This window comes from Agrobacterium tumefaciens (assembly GCF_013318015.2).
Taxonomy (GTDB): Bacteria; Pseudomonadota; Alphaproteobacteria; order Rhizobiales; family Rhizobiaceae; genus Agrobacterium; species Agrobacterium tumefaciens.
Genome location: NZ_CP115841.1, coordinates 946,281 through 967,377, shown reverse-complemented (window position 1 = coordinate 967,377; position 21,097 = coordinate 946,281). Strand labels below are relative to the sequence as shown.

General features: G+C 59.2%; 15 protein-coding genes. 9 read left to right on the top strand and 6 right to left on the bottom strand.

From position 1 onward, the window contains the following. Window positions 1-26: 26 nt before the first annotated feature. The 6 genes from topA (at window position 27) to rpmG (ending at window position 7,679) form a co-directional block, all read left to right on the top strand. A complete protein-coding gene (topA, locus tag G6L97_RS04850) occupies window positions 27-2,711 on the top strand; it encodes a type I DNA topoisomerase (RefSeq protein WP_111788236.1) in 2,685 nt (894 codons plus the stop codon). Continuing rightward, the gene (rnr, locus tag G6L97_RS04845) at window positions 2,708-5,062 is read left to right on the top strand and encodes a ribonuclease R (RefSeq protein WP_111783127.1); all 2,355 of its coding nucleotides are present in this window, start codon (window positions 2,708-2,710) and stop codon (window positions 5,060-5,062) included. The genes topA and rnr overlap by 4 nt, the downstream gene beginning before the upstream one ends. A gap of 46 nt (window positions 5,063-5,108) precedes the next feature. Further along, window positions 5,109-5,552 (top strand): DUF983 domain-containing protein, encoded by a 444-nt coding sequence (locus G6L97_RS04840; protein WP_003512717.1) that lies wholly within the window; start codon window positions 5,109-5,111, stop codon window positions 5,550-5,552. A gap of 20 nt (window positions 5,553-5,572) precedes the next feature. Further along, a complete protein-coding gene (locus G6L97_RS04835; protein ID WP_065704967.1) occupies window positions 5,573-6,241 on the top strand; it encodes an NUDIX domain-containing protein in 669 nt (222 codons plus the stop codon). A gap of 17 nt (window positions 6,242-6,258) precedes the next feature. Beyond that, the gene (locus G6L97_RS04830) at window positions 6,259-7,422 is read left to right on the top strand and encodes an MFS transporter (protein WP_019565488.1); all 1,164 of its coding nucleotides are present in this window, start codon (window positions 6,259-6,261) and stop codon (window positions 7,420-7,422) included. 89 nt (window positions 7,423-7,511) lie between these two features. Further along, complete coding sequence (rpmG, locus tag G6L97_RS04825; RefSeq protein ID WP_003496403.1) at window positions 7,512-7,679, top strand: 50S ribosomal protein L33; 168 nt, start codon at window positions 7,512-7,514, stop codon at window positions 7,677-7,679. Window positions 7,680-8,557: 878 nt separating this feature from the next. Here rpmG and G6L97_RS04820 read toward each other — a convergent pair. Both G6L97_RS04820 and G6L97_RS04815 read right to left on the bottom strand, forming a co-directional pair. Beyond that, window positions 8,558-9,928 (bottom strand): PleD family two-component system response regulator, encoded by a 1,371-nt coding sequence (locus G6L97_RS04820; protein ID WP_019565487.1) that lies wholly within the window; start codon window positions 9,926-9,928, stop codon window positions 8,558-8,560. Window positions 9,929-9,946: 18 nt separating this feature from the next. Further along, window positions 9,947-10,318 (bottom strand): response regulator, encoded by a 372-nt coding sequence (locus G6L97_RS04815; protein ID WP_003496409.1) that lies wholly within the window; start codon window positions 10,316-10,318, stop codon window positions 9,947-9,949. Between the two features lie 131 nt (window positions 10,319-10,449). Between G6L97_RS04815 and G6L97_RS04810 the strand changes: the two genes are divergently transcribed. The 3 genes from G6L97_RS04810 to G6L97_RS04800 all read left to right on the top strand — a co-directional run bounded on the left by G6L97_RS04810 (window position 10,450) and on the right by G6L97_RS04800 (window position 13,515). Further along, entirely contained in the window at window positions 10,450-10,758 is a 309-nt protein-coding gene (locus G6L97_RS04810) for a DUF3572 domain-containing protein (RefSeq protein ID WP_080798728.1), read from the top strand. A 69-nt stretch (window positions 10,759-10,827) separates the two neighbouring features. Beyond that, window positions 10,828-12,111 (top strand): DNA polymerase IV, encoded by a 1,284-nt coding sequence (locus G6L97_RS04805; RefSeq protein ID WP_111783128.1) that lies wholly within the window; start codon window positions 10,828-10,830, stop codon window positions 12,109-12,111. Between the two features lie 165 nt (window positions 12,112-12,276). After that, complete coding sequence (locus G6L97_RS04800; protein ID WP_111783129.1) at window positions 12,277-13,515, top strand: L,D-transpeptidase family protein; 1,239 nt, start codon at window positions 12,277-12,279, stop codon at window positions 13,513-13,515. A gap of 12 nt (window positions 13,516-13,527) precedes the next feature. On the opposite strand, the gene dnaE is transcribed toward G6L97_RS04800, so the two are convergent. From dnaE to proS, 4 genes are all read right to left on the bottom strand, one after another. Continuing rightward, a complete protein-coding gene (gene dnaE, locus G6L97_RS04795) occupies window positions 13,528-17,028 on the bottom strand; it encodes a DNA polymerase III subunit alpha (RefSeq protein WP_111783130.1) in 3,501 nt (1,166 codons plus the stop codon). 483 nt (window positions 17,029-17,511) lie between these two features. Further along, window positions 17,512-18,195: an ABC transporter ATP-binding protein gene (locus G6L97_RS04790; protein WP_013635957.1), complete on the bottom strand. Its 684-nt coding sequence runs from the start codon at window positions 18,193-18,195 to the stop codon at window positions 17,512-17,514. A 15-nt stretch (window positions 18,196-18,210) separates the two neighbouring features. Continuing rightward, a complete protein-coding gene (locus tag G6L97_RS04785; RefSeq protein WP_003512696.1) occupies window positions 18,211-19,518 on the bottom strand; it encodes a lipoprotein-releasing ABC transporter permease subunit in 1,308 nt (435 codons plus the stop codon). A 122-nt stretch (window positions 19,519-19,640) separates the two neighbouring features. After that, the gene (gene proS, locus G6L97_RS04780) at window positions 19,641-20,963 is read right to left on the bottom strand and encodes a proline--tRNA ligase (RefSeq protein ID WP_174002777.1); all 1,323 of its coding nucleotides are present in this window, start codon (window positions 20,961-20,963) and stop codon (window positions 19,641-19,643) included. Between the last annotated feature and the right edge of the window lie 134 nt (window positions 20,964-21,097).

Genomic DNA, 21,097 nt, shown 5'->3' with positions numbered 1-21,097 from the left:
ACGGACCAGTTCCAGAGAAAAACAATATGAATGTCGTCGTCGTAGAATCTCCTGCCAAAGCCAAGACGATCAACAAGTATCTTGGTCCGGGCTACAAGGTTCTTGCATCCTTTGGCCACGTCCGGGACCTTCCTGCCAAGGACGGATCTGTGCTGCCCGACCAGGACTTCGAAATGTCCTGGGAGGTCGATAGCGCATCCGCCAAGCGCATGAAGGACATTGCCGACGCGGTGAAGTCCTCCGACGGCCTGTTTCTCGCAACCGACCCGGATCGCGAGGGTGAAGCGATTTCCTGGCATGTGCTTGATCTCTTGAAGAAGAAGCGCGTTCTCGGCGACAAGCCGGTGAAGCGCGTGGTCTTCAACGCCATCACCAAAAAGGCGGTACTGGACGCGATGGCGAACCCGCGCGACATCGACGTGCCGCTGGTCGATGCCTATCTTGCCCGCCGTGCGCTGGATTATCTCGTCGGTTTCAACCTGTCGCCGGTTTTGTGGCGCAAGCTGCCGGGCGCCCGTTCCGCCGGCCGCGTGCAGTCCGTTTCGCTGCGTCTCGTCTGCGACCGCGAAGCCGAGATCGAGCGTTTCGTCTCCGAGGAATACTGGAACATCAGCGCGCTGTTGAAGACACCGCGCGGTGACGAGTTCGAGGCGAAGCTGGTTTCCGCCGATGGCAAGAAGCTGCAAGGCCGTTCGATCAAGACCGGAGATGACGCCAACCGCCTGAAGGCGCTCCTGGAAGGCGCGACCTATATTGTCGATACGGTCGAGGCGAAACCCGTCAAGCGCAATCCCGGCCCGCCCTTCACCACCTCGACGCTGCAGCAGGCTGCCTCCTCGCGCATGGGCTTTTCGGCCTCGCGTACCATGCAGGTGGCCCAGAAGCTTTATGAAGGTATCGACATCGGCGGCGAAACCGTTGGTTTGATCACCTATATGCGTACCGACGGCGTGCAGATGGCGCCGGAAGCGATCGATGCCGCACGCCGCGCCATCGGCGAGCAATTCGGCGACCGCTATGTGCCGGAAAAGGCGCGCTTATACTCGACCAAGGCGAAGAACGCGCAGGAAGCGCACGAAGCTATCCGTCCGACCGATTTTAACCGCACGCCGGATCAGGTGAAGCGTTACCTCGATGCCGACCAGTTGCGTCTTTACGACCTGATCTGGAAGCGCGGCATTGCGAGCCAGATGGCATCTGCCGAAATCGAACGTACCACGGTGGAAATCCTTGCCGACAAGGACGGTGAAAAGGCCGGGCTTCGTGCTGTCGGTTCCGTCATCCGCTTCGACGGCTTCATCGCCGCCTATACCGACCAGAAAGAAGATGGCGAGCAGAGCGACGACGGTGACGATGAAGGCCGCCTGCCACAGATCAATGCGCGCGAGAACCTCGCCAAGCAGAAGATCAACGCCAGCCAGCACTTCACCGAGCCGCCGCCGCGTTATTCGGAAGCATCGCTCATCAAGAAGATGGAAGAACTCGGCATCGGCCGTCCTTCCACCTATGCGGCGACACTGAAGACGCTAAGCGACCGCGAATATATCATCATCGACAAGCGCAAGCTCATTCCCCATTCGCGCGGACGGCTGGTGACGGCTTTCCTCGAAAGCTTCTTTGCCAAATATGTCGAATACGACTTCACCGCCGATCTGGAAGAAAAGCTCGACCGCATTTCCGCGGGCGAACTGGACTGGAAGCAGGTGCTGCGCGATTTCTGGAAGGATTTCTTCGCGCAGATCGAAGATACCAAGGAATTGCGCGTTACCAACGTGCTGGATGCGCTCAATGAAGTTCTGGCCCCGCTGGTCTTCCCCAAGCGTGAGGACGGTTCCGATCCGCGCATCTGTCAGGTTTGCGGCACCGGCAACCTTTCGCTGAAGCTCGGCAAATACGGCGCTTTCGTCGGTTGCTCCAATTATCCGGAGTGCAACTTTACCCGCCAGCTCACGTCCGATGGCTCGGAAGCCGAAGCTTCCGTGTCTAACGAGCCGAAAGCGCTGGGTGCCGATCCGATGACCGGCGAGGAGTTGACGCTTCGGTCTGGCCGTTTCGGCCCGTACATCCAGCGCGGCGATGGCAAGGAAGCCAAGCGCTCCTCGCTGCCCAAGGGCTGGAAGCCTGAGGACATCGACCACGAAAAGGCGCTGGCGCTCATCAACCTGCCGCGCGATATCGGCAAGCATCCCGAAACCGGCAAGATGATTTCCGCCGGGCTTGGCCGCTACGGACCCTTCCTGTTGCATGATGGTTCCTATGCGAACCTCGAAAGCATCGAAGACGTGTTCTCGATCGGCCTCAACCGTGCCGTTACCGTCATTGCCGAGAAGCAGAGCAAGGGACCGGGGCGCGGCCGCAACGGCACGCCTGCGGCGCTGAAGGAACTGGGTGATCACCCCGATGGCGGCCCGATCACCGTCCGCGACGGGCGTTACGGCGCTTACGTCAACTGGGGCAAAGTTAACGCCACCATTCCAAAGGGGCAGGATCCGACCTCCGTGACGCTGGACGAATCGCTGGTGCTGATTGCCGAGCGTATCGCCAAGACAGGAACCGGCGGCAAGCCCGCCAAGGCCAAGAAACCTGCTGCCAAGAAGGCCGATGGCGACACAGCCGCAAAGCCGAAGGCGACAAAAGCCAAGGCCGCAACGAAAAGCAAGACGGCTGCCAAGCCGAAGGCCGCAGCCAAACCCAAGAAGGCAGAATCGTGAGCAAGGCGCCGCGTCAGAGACAGGGTTCCGCCAGCGACGGCTTCGGACGTACCGGGCGCGGCAAGCGGGCAAATGAAGGTGAAGGCATCATCCATGGCGAGGTGCCTTCCCGCGAATTGCTGCTGAAATTCATCGCCGAGCATCCGCAGCAGGCCTCCAAGCGCGAAATCGCCAAGGCTTTCGGGCTGAAAGGCGACGACCGCGTTGTGCTCAAGGCACTGCTGAAGGAGCTTGAAACCGACGGCATGGTGCAGAAGAGCCGCAAGACGCTGACGCGACCGGGTGGCCTGCCGCCGGTGACGGTTCTCGACATCACCACCCGCGACAAGGACGGCGAATTGATCGGCCGGCCTGCCGAATGGCCTGAAGATCAGGGCGCGGCCCCCGCCGTGCTCATCCGCCAGTCCTCGCAGGATCGCAGTAAGAAAGCCCCTGCCGCCGGTCTCGGCGATCGCATTCTGGCAAAAATCTTCCCGTCCAAGGACAGCATCGGCCCAGCCTACACGGCCCGCGTCGTCAAGCTGATCGACCGTCGTCAGAACGCACTGCTTGGCGTGTTCAAGGAAACGGAAGGCGGCGGCGGACGCCTGATGCCGATCGACCGGCGCGGCGAGGAAATGGTCATCGACCCCGAGGGTGTCGGCGATGCCAAGGACGGCGACCTGATCGAGGTGGAAACCTCGCGCAACAGCGGTCGTTACGGCCTAACACGCGCAAAGGTTCTTTCGGTCGTCGGCTCAGTCGCCTCGGAAAAGGCGATCTCGATGATCGCGATCCATGCCCACGGTATTCCGCACATCTTCCCGCCGAATGTTCTGGCCGAGGCGGATGCCGCAAAACCCGCGACCATGTCGCACCGCGAAGACTGGCGCGACCTGCCGCTGATCACGATCGATCCGGCCGACGCCAAGGACCATGACGACGCGGTCTATGCCGAACTCGACCCCTCGCCCGACAATCCTGATGGAGTGATCGTCACCGTCGCTATCGCCGACGTGTCCTGGTATGTGCGATCAGGCGCACCGCTCGACCGCGAGGCGCTGAAGCGTGGTAACTCCGTCTATTTCCCTGATCGTGTCGTGCCGATGCTGCCGGAACGCATCTCCAACGACCTCTGCTCGCTGAAGGAAGGCGTCGACCGCCCTGCCCTTGCTGTGCGGATGACCTTCTCGAAGGAAGGCCGCAAGGCGAGCCACACTTTCCATCGCATCATGATGAAGAGTGCCGCCAAGCTCTCCTACCAGCAGGCGCAGGCCGCCATCGACGGCCGCCCGGACGACAAGACCGGCACGCTGCTGGAGCCGATCCTGAAGCCGCTGTGGCACGCCTATGCCGTGATGAAGCGCGGCCGCGATCGCCGCCAGCCGCTGGAACTCGACATGCCGGAGCGCAAGATCCAGCTCAGGCCCGACGGCACTGTGGACAAGGTCATCATTCCCGAACGCCTCGACGCGCACAAGCTGATCGAGGAAATGATGATTCAGGCGAACGTCGCCGCCGCAGAGACCCTGGAAAAGAAAAAGCAGCGGCTGGTCTACCGCGTGCATGACGCCCCCACACTTACCAAGCAGGAAGTGCTGCGCGAATTCCTCGGCACCATCGGCATTTCCATGGCCAAGGGTGTCGCGATGCGCGCCAATTCCTTCAACGGCATTCTGGCGCGCGCACTCGACACGCCGCACCAGATCATGGTCAACGAGATGGTGCTGCGCAGCCAGAGCCAGGCGATCTACAGCCCCGAAAATATCGGCCATTTCGGCCTCAACCTGATGAAGTACGCGCATTTCACCTCACCGATCCGCCGTTATGCCGACCTGATCGTGCATCGGGCGCTGGTCGGATCGCTAGGCCTCGGCGAAGGCGGCATCACCCCGCAGGAAGAGGCGACGCTGGACGATATAGCCGCCGAAATCTCGACCTTCGAGCGCCGCGCCATGGCCGCAGAGCGCGACACCATCAACCGGCTGATCGCGCACCATCTTTCCGAGCGCGTCGGTGAGGAGTTCGATGGCCGCGTCGCGGGTGTCACCAAGGCGGGACTATTTGTCGCGCTGCCGCAGTTTGGCGCCGACGGGTTTGTTCCTATATCTACACTTGGAACCGACTATTTCCTCTACGACGAAGCCCATCAGGCTCTGACGGGGGAAAAGACGGGTCTCGGTTATCAACTCGGCGATACGGTTCAGGTGCGGCTTGCAGAAGCGGTACCCTTGGCTGGTGCGCTGCGGTTTGAAATGCTGAGCCCGGGGCGCAAGATGCCGGTCGGCTCGCGGTCGTTCCACAAGGCAGGCCGGCGGACATCACGTCCTTCCGCCAAGCCGGGAACAAGGCCGCCGAGAGGACGTCGGTAACAAGACCGCGTCAAGCGGTTAAGACAAACGGGAGAAGGACTTCAGGATGAGTGCAAATCAGGGCTCGGAAACGGTTACCTTCGGAGATGGAAGCGCGGAGCGTCCGCTTGGCCGCTCGATCATGCGGGGCATGGCCAATCGCTGCCCGGCCTGTGGCAGCGGTCGCCTGTTTCGGGCCTTCCTGAAGCCGGTGGACAATTGCGCGGCCTGCGGCGAGGAAATGCATCATCACCGCTCCGACGACCTGCCGCCCTATATTTCCATCGTCATCATCGGCCATATCGCCGTTGGCGGCTTCATGATGACCGATCTCGTGCTTTCCGTTCCCATGTGGGTACACTTCGCCATCTGGGTGCCTATCACCATTCTGGCCGCGCTTCTGACGCTGCAACCGATCAAGGGTGGCGTCATCGGCCTGCAATGGGCACTTAGAATGCACGGCTTCGACGGAAAACAGCCAAAAGTGCAGATAGACGGCTCCTCCCACTGACGGCGGACGGGAATTTGAACGTGTCCGAGCTTCCCTCGAGCACCCAGGCGGCGAGCGGCCCGTTGCGGCCGCGCGATGCCGCCTCGATCATCCTGTTTGATCGTTCCGGCCCTGCTATTCGCGTGCTGATGGGCCGGCGCAGTAACGCCCACATATTCATGCCCGGCGCTTACGTGTTTCCCGGCGGCAAACGCGATCCACGCGACCACGCCCTGCCCTTCTCCGGCGATCTGCACCCCGCCGTGCTGCGCAGCCTCACCTCGTCTGCCGCGCGCCGCCTGAGCGCTGCCGGGGCACGGGCGCTGGCGCTTGCCGCCGCGCGCGAGCTCGTGGAGGAAACCGGCGTCGATATGGGCATGGACGCTGATGGTCCGGATCTTTCGCGTTTTCGATATGTGGCGCGCGCAATCACCCCGCCCGGCAATATCAGGCGTTACGACACGCGATTCTTTTGCTGTTACGCCGACGAGTTGCGGCTGGATACCCGGCTAATCAGGGATTCAGATGAGCTGCACAATGTGCAATGGCTTGACATGACAGCGCTTTCCAGTCTGAACATGCCGAAAATCACACGCACGGTTCTCGAAGATGTCACAAAACTCATGATAGGTGATCCGTCACTGCCCTTTGAAAGCCCCGCGCGGCTCTATGTCACGCGCCACGGCCGATTCATTCGAGACTTTGTATAAAGGCCGTCATGTCACAAATGAAATGCGAAGCGGACGCCATTCACTGGCCCTCACTGATCGCCGCCATCTCCGCCATCAGTGCGGTCGGTGTCGCCATCGGCCTGGGCCTGCCGCTCCTGTCGATCATCCTTGAGAAGCGCGGCATCTCCTCCACCATGATCGGGGTAAATTCGGCAATGGCCGGCGTTGCGGCGATGATGGCAGCGCCGGTGACCACCAAGATCGCCCATGATTTCGGCGTGGCGCGAACGATGCTATTTGCCGTTGTCGTGTCGGCCCTGAGTGCGCTCTGTTTCTATTTCGCCGACGCCTTCTGGATGTGGTTTCCGCTGCGAATCGTCTTCCATGGCGCAACCACCACGCTGTTCATCCTCTCCGAATACTGGATCAACATGACCGCACCGCCGAAAAAACGCGGCATGGTTCTCGGCATCTATGCCACCGGACTTGCGGTTGGCTTTGCGGTTGGCCCATTATTGTTTTCCGTGGTCGGCAGCGATGGCATCCTGCCATTTCTGGTCGGGGCGGCAATCATCCTGCTTGCCGCGATCCCGATCTTCCTTGCGCGCGGCGAAAGCCCGGAGCTGAGCGAAAGGCCGAACCACCATTTCGCCCGTTATATATGGCTGGTGCCGATGGCTTCTGCGGCGGCCTTCGTGTTCGGCGCCGTGCAAGCGGGCGGTCTGTCGCTCTTTCCCATCTATGCGACCCGCGAAGGCTTCAACGAATCGCAGGCGGCACTTCTGCTGACCGTAATGGGCATCGGCAACATGGTCTTCCAGATACCGATCGGCCTGCTTTCGGACCGAATGAAGGACCGGCGCACAATGCTGGCGCTGATGGCCTTTGCGGGCGTTTGCGGCACGCTGGCGCTGCCCTTGCTGGTGGATAGATGGATTCTCGTCGCGGCCCTGCTGCTGTTCTGGGGCGGCCTCGTATCCGGCATGTATACCGTCGGCCTCACCCATCTGGGATCGCGTCTCAAAGGGGCCGATCTGGTGGCCGCCAACGCCGCCTTCATCTTCTGCTATGCCATGGGCACTATAGCCGGACCACAGGCCGTCGGCATTTCCATGGATGTTGCGGGTACCGATGGTTTCGCCTGGGCGCTTGCCGTGTTTTTCGGGCTTTACGTGGTGCTTTATGCCTTCCGTTTTGTTTTCAGGGCAAAACAGACTTGACTTTTCAGGCGCGATACGTAGTTTCGCGCCAGATTTAGCCGAGGTGAGAAGCGCCTGCGGCTTCTCTTTTGTTTAAAGGCAGGACGACCATGGCGAAAGCTACAACAATCAAGATCAAGCTGCTGTCGACAGCCGACACCGGTACCTTCTACGTCACCACCAAGAACAGCCGTACGTTCACGGACAAGATGACGAAGACGAAGTATGACCCGGTTGTACGCAAGCACGTTGAATTTAAGGAAACCAAGATCAAGTAATTCTTGATCGGGTTCTCCGGCAAAAGCGCGCCCAACGGGCGCGTTTTTTGTTTGTATGGAAAGGATGCCGCCAACGGCATTCTTTGCGCCAGCGCCCTCGCAAGGCCCGCCACGGGCCAACGAATCGCAACCTTCCTAGTTGCGGTTGTTGAGTTTGGAACCCAGTCGGCGCTATTGGCACGGCGGGAAAACTCTTTATCACCGTCTCGCCTAACCAGCGCCTCTCCTAATCAGCGTCTCATCGGCCAAATGCGTCAACCGCTGCGACAGCGCGCTGCCTGCGCGCGCAGCCGGATGTGCTGCGCTATAAGCGGCAGCACAAGCACAGAATATTTTGGGAGATAAGGCGGTCGGCCAACGATGTGATCACGGCACGAGGAACCGATTCGGACATCGTCAGCCGACCGACCCCACGATCCAGGAGATGCGGCGGACCTGAGCATCATGGGGCATTCAAACTACGCAATACCAGCCCCTGACGACCGAAACATCAGCGGTGTAAACCGCCATCGTTTCTTCATCACTAGACGGAAAAACCGCCGGAAGAACTGTTATTCTCGATTGGGAGTGTGCGCAGAAGTAAAATAAAAATCAACAAATTCTTAAGCCAGAGATACATCACCTGGAAAACATGGTTAAATATACAACGCTGGCACACTATAGTTCCGTGAGCGATTGAATTCAACGTATTTTTCAACTTGAACTCTATTAACCCTGTTAGACTTCACCCCCTCATTGTAAGAAGATAAAATACTGGCAAGGTCAGGGACTTCGCGCTTGCCACAGTTTGCCGTCAGGTCTTTGGGCGGCTATCGATAACGGTAAACGTCGAAAGTCTCAAAAGGCGGCACGGATTGTCAGCGTCATGGTCTGCGCCTTTAGGCGGCGGCCGCCACGACGCGGTTGCGTCCCGTGTGTTTCGCCTCGTAGAGCGCCCTGTCGGCCTGCTTCAGAAGCTCGTCCGGCGCACCGAATGCTCCGCTGCTGGTGGCGATGCCGAGCGAAGCCGTGATACTCAACTCGCGGTCGATGGAACGAACGTGAAATGGCTTATCCTCGATGATTGCCCGCAGGCGTTCGGCAACGCTTGTGGCAAGCTCCATCGGCGTGTCGGGCATCACAACCACGAATTCCTCTCCGCCATAACGGCAGGCAAGATCGGCGCCGCGCACCGTGCTGCGGATGCGGGCTGCAAACTCGCGCAGAACCTCATCGCCGACATCGTGGCCATAGGTATCGTTGACCAGCTTGAAGCGGTCGATATCGGTCATGCAAATGGAAATCGGGCGGCCACGCACGGCGGCGCGGTCGAAAAGTATTTTCAGATGATTGTCGAGATAACGGCGATTGTTAAGACCAGTCAGCCCGTCGACAATAGCAAGCTCCATCGTGTGCTGGAGATTGAGCCGCAGATGCTCGTTATAGCGCTTGCGCCGGATCTGCGTCAGAGACCGGGCGACAAGTTCGTTGGGATCGATCGGGCGGAGAATATAATCGTTCACGCCAAGATCGAGCGCCCGCGCCACCATGTCGTCCGCCCCCTGTTCCGCTACCAGAAGCAACGGCAGGAACCGGGTACGCTCCAGCGAACGAAGCTGCGAACACAGTCTCAGCGGATCGTAATCCTCAAAATTGGAATTGACGATGACAAGCTCGAAGGGGTTGCTCGCGGCCTTCAACAGGGCCGCCTGAGGCTCCGTGACGGCATCGACCTCGGCAACCGGCTTCAGCGCCCTGACGATGCGTTCCTGCGAGCTGGCGCGGCCATCCGCCACCAGAACGCGGCCAGGCGTCTGCATGAGGCCATCGCTGCGCAGCATCTCCTCGATGCCGATCTCGCGCGCGGTCTCGGCCCGCAGCCGCAATTCGTCACTGACGGCCTTGAGGCGCACGAGGCTTTTGACACGGGCGATCAATTGAAGGTCGTTAACGGGCTTGGTCAGAAAATCATCGGCGCCGGCTTTCAGGCCGCGCACGCGGTCTGAGGGCTGATCGAGTGCGGTGACCATGACAACAGGAATATGCGCCGTTTTCGGATTGGCCTTCAGCCGTTCGCAGACCTCGAAACCGTCCATGCCAGGCATCATGATGTCCAGCAGGATGATATCGACCTGTTCCTGGTCGCAGATATCAAGCGCCTTGAAACCATCCTCGGCGGTTACGACGTCGAAATATTCCGCGACAAGCCGGGCTTCGAGAAGCTTTACGTTTGCGGGTATGTCGTCAACAACCAGAACTCTCGCCGTCATAACAGTTCCCCAACCGCCTTACGCATCGCCTAGATAGGTCTTGATGATTTCGATGAATTTCGGAACGGAGATCGGCTTGGACACGTAGGCCTCGCATCCGCCCTGACGAATGCGCTCCTCATCCCCCTTCATGGCGAAGGCGGTTACCGCGATGACCGGAATGACGTGCAGCTCATCATCCTCCTTCAGCCATTTCGTCACCTCCAGCCCGGAAACCTCCGGCAGCTGAATATCCATGAGAATGAGGTCGGGGCGATGCTTGCGGGCAAGATCCAGCGCTTCCATGCCGTTGCGTGTCTGGATCGTCGTATAGCCAGACGCCTCGATCAGGTCACGAAAGAGCTTCATGTTCAGCTCGTTGTCTTCGACTATCATGACCTGCTTGGGCATGGTGGGCAGTCCCCGTTTCGCTTTGAAACCTTCTCCCAGACATATAGGGTGCCAGAGAACCGATTCCATCGTCCATTTGTTGCGCAAGGCTAGAACGATTTGGTTTCAAAATAGGTAACTTCGGTAGAGAAATGCTGAGAGATACAAAAAACAAAGACAATGCCGGAAAAGATCCGCAAGAAACGGCGGCCGCCATACTTGGCTGGCTGGCAAACGAGCCGGAAATGCTCGGGCGTTTTCTGGCGCTGAGCGGATTGCAGGCCAATATGCTGCGCCATGCCGCCCACGATCCCGGCTTTCTGGCGGGGCTCACCGATTTTCTGATGAGCCACGAACCAGACCTCATGGCCTTCTGCGCGGCGACCGAAACATCCCCCGAAACGGTTGCCGCTGCCTGGCACCATTTTTCCGGCCCGGGACTGGATTCGGGTGAGTATTGACAGACCACCCCTTGAGCCACCGTCACGGCCGGAGTATGGTTGGCGACGTTCTGGTTTTGTTTTCGGCCCATGTCCACGTCGCATCTTTATGATCCCGGGTTTTGCCGCGACTGTCTGGCCGGCCAGCCAGCGGACCTGAAGCGTTGTCGCGCCTGTGGCAGTCCCCGCCTCGTCTACCATGACGAACTCTACGACCTCAGCATCGCCCATATCGATTGCGACGCCTTTTACGCCTCCGTTGAAAAACGGGACAATCCCGATCTTGCCGACAAGCCGTTGATCATCGGCGGCGGAAAACGCGGCGTGGTTTCCACTGCCTGCTACATTGCCCGCATCCAGGGCGTGCGCTCCGCCATGCCAATGTTCAAGGCGCTGGAAGCCTGTCCGGACGCCGTGGTCATCAAGCCCGACATGGAAAAATATAGCCGCGTCGGCCGTCAGATCCGAACCATGATGCAAGATTTGACACCGCTCGTGCAGCCGCTTTCCATAGACGAGGCGTTTCTCGATCTTTCCGGAACGGAGAGGCTGCATCACGATCCGCCGGCGCGGGTTCTGGCGAAATTTGTGAAACGGGTGGAAAAAGAAGTGGGCGTGACCGTCTCGGCCGGGCTGTCCTATTGCAAATTTCTGGCCAAGGTCGCGTCCGACCTTAAAAAACCGCGCGGTTTTTCGGTGATCGGCGAAGCGGAAGCGCTTTCCTTTCTGGCAGCACGGCCAGTCACGACGATATGGGGCGTTGGAAAGGCGTTTGCGGCGACGCTGGAGGCGGACGGCATCCGCATGATCGCGCAGTTGCAGGAGATGGAGGAAGGCGACCTGATGCGCCGCTATGGCGTGATGGGACAACGGCTGTTCAGGCTTTCGCGCGGCATCGATGAACGGCACGTGCACAATAACGACCCCGTGAAAAGCGTGTCTTCCGAGACCACCTTCTTCAACGATATTTCCCGGCACGAGGACCTCGTACCGATCCTGCGGTCGCTTTCCGAAAAAGTTGCCTGGCGCCTGAAGAAGAGCGGCATTTCCGGCCAGACGGTTGTGCTAAAAATGAAGACGGCCGATTTCAAACTCCGCACCCGCAACCGCAAGCTTGACGACCCGACCCAGCTTGCCGACCGCATATTCCGCGCCGGCCTTTCGCTGCTTGCGAAAGAAACCGACGGCACCAAGTTTCGCCTGATCGGCATAGGCGTCAGTGATCTGCGCGATGCGGACCTTGCCGATCCTCCCGATCTCGTCGACAGGCAGGCGGAACGGCGGGCGGCGGCGGAAGCGGCAATGGACAAGTTGCGCGACAAGTTCGGCAAGGGCAGCGTCGAGACCGGCTACACTTTCGGTACACGCAAATAGCGGCCATGCCGCTTGCAAACGCCGTGAAACCCTGCGGCCTGCAACACCCCGCCCCTATTTTAGATATTACACAAATTAGTGATGTGGCAGACGCCGTATCCTTAAACTTCATTAAACTTCGCGTGGTTGAGTAAACGAAGTTTTGTGCATGTGGTGTATTGCGTCATGTCCCTTCGCTTCCGTCTTCTGACCGGCATGCTGTCGGCCAGCATTCTTGCCTTTCCGGCGCTTGCCGCCGACAACAAGTCCCTGCAGATCGTCGTTTCGAAAAGCGATCAATCGCTGGCGCTTTACGAGAACGGCGAGATCGTTGCTACATCCAAGGTCTCAACCGGCAAGGCCGGGCATGAGACGCCGAGCGGCATTTTTTCGATTCTGGAAAAACGCAAATACCACGAATCGAACATCTACTCGGCCGCGCCCATGCCTTTCATGCAGCGACTGACATGGTCGGGCATCGCGTTGCACGAAGGCAAGGTGCCAAATTACCCGGCCTCGCATGGCTGCGTGCGCCTGCCTTCGAAATTCGCGCAGTCGCTGTTCGGCGAGACCCGCTACGGCGTGCATGTCATCATCACCGACCGGTCGGTTTCTCTACGCTCCGTACAACATTCAGCCCTGTTTGAGCCGCGGGACGATGCCGATGACGGCAAGCTGCTTTTATCCGACGTCGAGCTGCGCCCCGCGACCTTCGACGCCGCATTGGGCACCGTTGAGGTGGCCGTGAATGAAAAAACGCAAGCCATCAAACCGATGGCCAAAGGCAAGGAGCCCTCGCCCTTGCGTATCCTCATCACCCGGCGCGGCGAGCGCGAAAAGGTGATGGATATTCAGGCCGTGCTGACCCGCCTTGGCTTCGATGCCGGCGCACCGGACGGCTATACCGGAGAAATGACGATCAGCGCCGTCAACGGGTTCAAGCGCTGGAAGGGGCTGAAAACCACCGGGCCGCTACTGACCGACGATTTCGTTGCTGCACTTTACGCGTCCGCCGGCGAAGATCATCCACCGAATGGCCAGATCATGGTGCGACAGGATTTCAAGCCGCTATTCGAGGCTGCGATCGACATCAAGGATCCCGAGGTGGCACTCGGAACGCATTTCTTCGAAGCCGTTGCCGTCAACCGCGCAGCCGGAACCGCCGAATGGAATGGCGTAACACTGGAAAACCATCTGCCGGCCGCAGCCCGCAAGCGGCTCGGCATCACCGTTACCGAAGCGCCCGGTGGCTTTGACCAGCTAAGCGCCGTACTCGGCCGCCTTGAAATACCGGCTGAAATTCGCTCCCGAATCGAGAAAGAGCTTTCAACCGGCAGTTCGATTACCGTTTCCGACCTCAGTCACCAGATGGAGACAGGGATGGGGACGGACTTCATTACCGTGACAAAGGAAGGGCCGGTTTGAGGGCTTGAGGCCTCACACCAGCTCCACATCAACAACGCCGGGGGCAGAGCGAAGTGCGGCGGCGATCTCAGGGGAAATACGGTATTTCTCCGTCAGCTCCACCTCGATCTCACGGCTCCCCTCGTCCTTGATGACGATGAAATAAACCGATCCGTCACCTTTGGTATTGAGGTGGCGGGCGACGGTTTTCAGCGGGCCTGAATCGCGCACATAAACCCGCAACGCCTTCTGCATTTGGACGGATTTTTCCTCGAGCGATTGCGCCGTCTGGATGCGAAGACCGATGCCTTCCGGGCGCTCTTCCGCCTGCACGGTGATAACAAGCGATTTGCCCACCTCGAGCAGATCGCGAAACTGGGCAAGCCCTTCGGAAAACAAAACCGCCTCATATTGGCCGGAGGCATCGGAGAAGGTGACGATACCCATCTTGTTGCCAGTGCGGGTCTTGCGCTCCTGCTTGCCGGTGACGGTGCCGGCCAGACGCCCGGCGGTCGCACCCTGTTTCACTGCGGCGGAAAAATCGGCGAAATTCTGCACCCGCAACTTTTCCAATACAGGGCGGTAGGTATCGAGCGGATGTGCGGTCAGGTAAAAACCGAGCACCTGATATTCGCGCAGCAGTTTTTCCGAGGCGAGCCAGGGCTGGAAGGCAGGCAGGATGAGCTTTTCCGGACCGCTTGCGCCGCCGGAGCCGAACATGTCCGACTGGCCGGTAACGCGGCTTTCCTGCGCGCGTTGCGAATAACCGATGATACGGTCCAGCCCGCCGATCATCTCGGCGCGGTCGCGGCCAAAACAATCGAAACCGCCAGCGTTGATGAGGCTTTCGAGCACACGCCGGTTGATCTGCTTCGGATCGATGCGCAGGCAGAAATCCTCCAGGCTCGCAAATGGCTTGCCGTCGCGCACGGTAACGATGTGTTCCACAGCGCCCTCGCCCACGCCCTTGATGGCGGCCAGCGAATAATAGATGCGGTTCTCACCCGTCTCGAACTGCCGGAAGGACGTCTGCACCGAAGGTGCCACGACCTCTATACCGAGACGGCTGGCATCCTGGCGGAAATCATTGAGTTTTTCCGTGTTGGCCATATCCAGCGTCATGGAGGCCGCAAGGAACTCAACCGGATAATGCGCCTTCATATAGGCGGTCTGATAGGACACGATGGCGTAAGCGGCGGCGTGGCTCTTGTTGAAGCCGTAATTGGCGAATTTCGCCAGAAGGTCGAAGATGGTGTTGGCCTGCGGCTTCGACACGCTGTTTCTGATCGCGCCGTCCACGAAGCGCTCGCGCTGCTGGTCCATCTCCTCCTTGATCTTCTTGCCCATGGCGCGGCGCAGAAGATCGGCTTCGCCGAGCGAATAACCTGACAGAACCTGGGCGATCTGCATCACCTGTTCCTGATAGACGATAACGCCCTGCGTTTCCTTCAGGAGGTGGTCGATGGTGGGGTGGATCGACTCCAGCTCCTCCTCGCCATGCTTGCGGGCATTGTAGACCGGAATGTTTTCCATCGGACCCGGACGATAAAGCGCCACCAGCGCAATGATGTCCTCGATGCAGTCCGGGCGCATGCCGATAAGCGCCTTGCGCATGCCGGCACTTTCCACCTGGAACACGCCGATGGTTTCGCCGCGTGACAACATCTCGTAGGTTTTGGCGTCGTCCAGCGGAATTGCGGCGAGATCCACCTTGATGCCGCGTTTGGCAACGAAATCGACGGCAACCTTCAGCACCGTCAGCGTCTTCAGACCGAGAAAGTCGAATTTGACGAGGCCGGCGCTTTCCACCCACTTCATGTTGAACTGGGTAACCGGCATGTCGGAGCGCGGATCGCGATACATCGGCACCAGCTTCGACAGCGGCCGGTCACCGATGACGATACCGGCAGCATGGGTGGAGGCGTGACGGTAAAGCCCCTCGATCTTCTGGGCGATATCCAGAAGTCGGGCAACAACGGGTTCCTTGTCCGCCTCTTCCTGCAGACGCGGCTCTTCCTCGATCGCTTTTGACAGCGGCGTCGGATTGGCTGGGTTGTTGGGGACCAGCTTGCAGATCTTGTCCACCTGCCCATAGGGCATTTCCAGCACGCGGCCGACGTCGCGCAATGCCGCGCGCGCCTGCAACGAACCGAAGGTAATGATCTGCGCCACCTGCTCGCGGCCATATTTGCGCTGCACGTAGCGGATCACCTCTTCGCGGCGGTCCTGGCAGAAGTCGATATCGAAGTCGGGCATCGACACGCGTTCGGGATTGAGGAAGCGCTCGAACAGCAGCGAGAAGCGAAGGGGATCGACATCGGTGATGGTCAGCGCATAGGCCACGAGCGAGCCTGCACCCGAACCGCGGCCGGGGCCGACCGGAATATCCTGCTGCTTGGCCCATTTGATGAAGTCCGCAACGATCAGGAAGTAACCTGGAAAACCCATGCGTTCGATGACGCCAAGCTCGAAATCCAGCCTGTCGCGATATTCCTGCTCTGTGTAGCCAGGTGCCATGCCGAGGGCCACAAGGCGAAGATCAAGACCTTCGACGGCCTGACGGCGAAGCTCTTCGGCCTCTGCCCGTTGCGCCGCTTCGGGATCGTCGCTGGCACCGGTGAAGCGCGGCAGGATCGGCCCACGCTTCTTCAGCACATACGAGCAACGCATTGCGATTTCGACGGTGTTTTCCAGTGCCTCCGGAAGGTCGGCAAACAGCTCCGCCATCTCCTCACGGCTTTTCATATAATGGTCGGGGGTCAGGCGGAACCGGCTGTCATCCGAAACGATGGCGTTATGCGCCACCGCCATCAATGCATCATGCGCCTCATAATCGGCCCTCGAAGGGAAGAAGGCCTCGTTTGTGGCGACCAGCGGAATATCATGTTCATAAGCAAGCCCGATCATACGCCGCTCATGGGCGCGGTCGAAACCGGACTGACGCTGCAATTCGATATAAAGCTTGTCACCGAAGAGTGATTTCAGCGCCAGCAGGCGTTCTCTCGCCTGTGCCGTATGCCCTTCCTTCAGAGCCATATCCACCGGACCACCGGAGGCACCCGTCAGCACGATCAGCCCGGCATTGGAGGCTTCCTCCAGCCATGCACGGGTAATATGCACGGACTGGCCACCGCTTTCGCCTTCCAGATAGGCGCGGCTGATAAGGTCCACTAGCCGCTCGTACCCTCCGGCATCAGCCGCGAGCAGCACGATGGCTGGAAGCTTGGCAAGGTGGCTGTTGTGATTGCGGCGATCATCCACCGCATCCTGCATGTCGATCGACACCTGACAGCCGATAATCGGCTGCAAGCCCTCATCACGCGCCTTTTCGGAAAACTCCAGCGCGACGAAAAGATTGTTGGTGTCGGTAATGGCTATGGCCGGCTGGCCGTCTGCAACGGCCTTGGACATGATTTTCTTGAGGGGTAAAGCCCCCTCAAGCAGGGAGTAAGCGGAGTGAACCCGCAGATGGACGAAACCGGGTGTTTTCAGCGTTTCGCCAGAGGTCTCTCCACGCGTAACCGTCTCGCCCATATCGTCATCCTGTCATTCTGAATCGAGGGGGCGATTTTCCGATTTTCGGCCTTCAAAGTCCACCGCCTTTCGGCGTCTATACAGGCTTCTGCGCCGGTGTGCCCTTCACAGGGCAGTGAGGATCACCGAAAAGCTGGCGACAAACACAGCGATGGAGGCGAAAGCGGCAACGTCACGGATGAAATCAGTCATTGGTCTCTCCTTACTCGTTATGTTCTAACTTTGTTCTCATTTTGTTCGATTGTCAACAGGCTTTTATTGATAGTCTCCTTGCTAACGCGGCAGAATCGGCCGCGGTTCCACCTTCGTGAATGGCAAGCCACTGACTCCAAAGCAAAAAAACCCGGAGGCAAAAACACCTCCGGGTTCGTGAAAATTCAATTGTGGAAGGACGAGTGGCCTTGCGGGAAACGTGAACGTAGACAGACTCAGCCGCAGAAAAGATCTCAAAGGCGGCGTTATGGTCGCCTTACTGCATCACGATCAGAAGTCTACGATCTTGCCGTCTGCAAGCGTCACGCGGCGGTCCATGCGGTTGGCGAGCTCGTGATTATGGGTGGCGATCAGTGCGGCAAGGCCGGACTGGCGCACCAGCGCCTCCAGCGCATCGAACACGTAATGCGCGGTCTCGGGATCGAGATTGCCGGTCGGCTCGTCGGCGAGAAGCAGGAGCGGTGCGTTGGCAACGGCGCGCGCAATCGCCACACGTTGCTGTTCACCGCCGGAAAGCTCAGCCGGGCGATGTTCGCCGCGATGGCCGACGCGCATGTAATCGAGTAGCGCGCTCGCACGCTTGCGAGCCTCGCCCTGCGTCAGACCGGCGATGAGCTGCGGCATCATCACGTTCTCCACCGCCGTGAACTCCGGCAGCAGATGATGGAACTGGTAGACGAAACCGATGTCGCTGCGGCGGATCGCCGTGCGCTTTTCATCCGGCAGACCATTGCAGGGCGCGTCATTGATGAAAACCTCGCCAGCATCCGGATGTTCGAGAAGCCCGGCGAGATGCAACAGCGTGGATTTGCCGGTGCCCGAGGGGGCAACAAGCGCCACCATCTCACCGCTCTTCAACTCGAAATCGGCCTTGCGCAGAATGGAGAGCGACGTCTCGCCCTGACCATAGGTCCTCTCGACGCCGGTAAGCCGCAGCACTGATTTTTTTGCCATATTGTGAAGCGGTCCTTATTCGTAACGCAGGGCCTGCACCGGATCGAGCTTGGAAGCCCGCCATGCCGGAAAGATGGTTGCCAGGAAAGAAAGCGTCAGCGCCATGATGACGACGGTAATGGTCTCGCTGATATCCATTTCGGCCGGAAGCTGGCTGAGGAAATAGAGCTGCGGATCAAACAGCACCGTGCCTGATACCCAGGAGAAGAACTGCCGGATCGATTCCACATTGAGGCAGACGATGACGCCGAGTGCCACACCGGCGAATGTGCCGACCGTGCCGATGGCAGCTCCCGTCATGAAGAAGATACGCATGACGGCGCCGGAACTGGCGCCCATGGTGCGCAGAATGGCGATATCGCTGCCCTTGTCCTTCACCAGCATGATGAGGCCGGAAATGATGTTGAGCGCCGCTACCAGAACGATGAGCGTCAGTATCATGAACATCACGTTTCTTTCCACCTGCAGGGCGGAAAAGAAGGTCTGGTTACGCTGTCTCCAGTCGGTGATATATATCTGCCGTTCAGCTGCCTGCTCCACCAGGGGGCGGATGCCGTCGACATTGTCTGGGCGACTGACGTAAAGCTCGATGGATTGCACCAGGCCTTCGGCATTGAAATAAAGCTGGGCTTCGGACAGCGGCATATAGATCATCGACGCGTCATATTCCGACATGCCGATCTCGAAGACGCCCGAAATCTTGTAGGATTTGACGCGGGGGTTGACACCCATCGGCGTCACATCGCCTTCAGGCGAAATGAGGGTGATATCGTCGCCCGCCGTCACGCCAAGCTGTGCGGCAAGCCTTGAGCCAACCAGAACCCCGTCGCCCGCCATGAAGCCGACGAGATCGCCGGTCTTGACGTTGGTGGCGACTTCCTTGATCTTGTCGATATCGTCCTGGCGAACGCCGCGCACGAGCGCACCCGAGCCGGCGCCACCGCGACCGGAGGCCAATGTCTGCCCCTCTACCAGCGGCAGGGCCATCGTCACGCCCGGAATGGCGGAGAACTTCTTCGCCAGCTCATCGTAATTGTTGAAGGGCTGGTCGATCGGCTGGACGATCATATGGCCGTTGATGCCGAGAATTCGCGAAATCAGCTCGGTGCGAAAACCGTTCATGACAGCCATGACGATGATAAGCGTCGCGACGCCCAGCATGATGCCGACGAAGGAAAAGCCGGCGATGACGGAAATGAACGCTTCCTTGCGCCGCGACCGCAGATAGCGCCAGGCCACCATGCGCTCGAAAGCAGAAAACGGCCGGGCGGTCCTTTCCCGGGCGGAAGGAGCCGCACCCTTGTCAGCCTCGGCTTTTGCCATGTCGTCTCCCTGATCTGAACTTGAAAGGCCGGTTTTCACAAAAAACCGACCCCTGATCTTGATCTCATAAAGCTGGAGCGGATTTCAGGCGAAAACCGCTCGTCACTTTCACCATTTCGCGCTTAGCCAAGCACCCTGTTCATTGCCGCTTCGATTGTGACGGTTTCACGGTCGCCGGTCTTGCGATCCTTCACCTCGACTTCACCGTTCGCTGCCGAACGTGGGCCGACGATGATCTGCATCGGCACGCCGATCAGGTCAGCAGTCGCGAACTTCTGGCCCGCGCGGTCGTCCGTATCGTCATAAAGAACATCCTTGCCGGCATTGGAGAGCGAGTAATACAGCTTTTCGCACGCCGCATCACAGGCTGCGTCACCTGCCTTCATGTTGATAGTCACGACATCGAAAGGAGCGACCGAAGCCGGCCAGATGATTCCGTTTTCGTCATGCGATGCTTCAATGATGGCGGGAACAAGGCGTGTCGGGCCAATGCCGTAGGACCCCATGTGAACGGGGTGTTCCTTGCCATCAGCACCCTGCACCTTGGCGCCCATCGGCTCGGAATATTTGGTGCCGAAATAGAAGATGTGGCCGACTTCGATGCCGCGCGCCGAAAGGCGCTCGCCATCGGGAATGGCCTCATAAGCAGATTCGTCGTGCATTTCCGAGGTGGCAGCATAGTCGGCCGTCCATTCGTCGAAAACGCCTTGAAGGGCTGCGACGTCGTCGAAGTTGGTATCGTCGGCGGGGATGGCGCGGTCGAGGAAGCTCTTGTGGCAGAAGACTTCGGATTCGCCGGTATCGGCCAGAATGATGAATTCGTGGCTGTGATTGCCGCCGATAGGGCCGGTATCGGCACGCATGGGAATGGCGCGCAGGCCAAGGCGCTCAAAGGTGCGCAGGTAAGCCACGAACATCTTGTTATAGGAGTGGATCGCGTCTTCCTTGGTCAGATCGAAGGAATAAGCATCCTTCATCAAAAACTCGCGCGAGCGCATGGTGCCGAAACGGGGGCGCACCTCGTCGCGGAACTTCAGCTGAATATGATAGAGGTTCAGCGGCAGGTTCTTGTAGGATTTCACATAGGACCGGAAGATGTCAGTGATCATCTCCTCGTTAGTGGGGCCATACAGCATCTGGCGGTCCTGACGGTCCTTGATGCGCAGCATTTCCTTGCCGTAATCGTCATAACGGCCGCTCTCCTGCCACAGCTCAGCCGTCTGCAGCGTCGGCATCAGAAGCTCGATCGCGCCCGAGCGATCCTGCTCCTCGCGGATGATCCTGTTGACCTTGTCCAGAACGCGCTTGCCGAGCGGTAGCCAGGAATAGATGCCAGCCGATTGCTGCCGGATCATGCCCGCACGCAGCATAAGGCGATGGGAGACAATCTCCGCTTCCTTGGGGTTTTCCTTCAGGATGGGCATGAAATAACGGCTGAGACGCATGACGACTTCCATTGGTATGGGCAACAACACGCAAAGGCGCGGGAATCGCCCCGAATAGAGGGATATTGGCGCCGTACATAGCTGTTTCTGACCAAGAAGAAAACCCGCCATGCAAAGACCTGCCTAGGCGATTT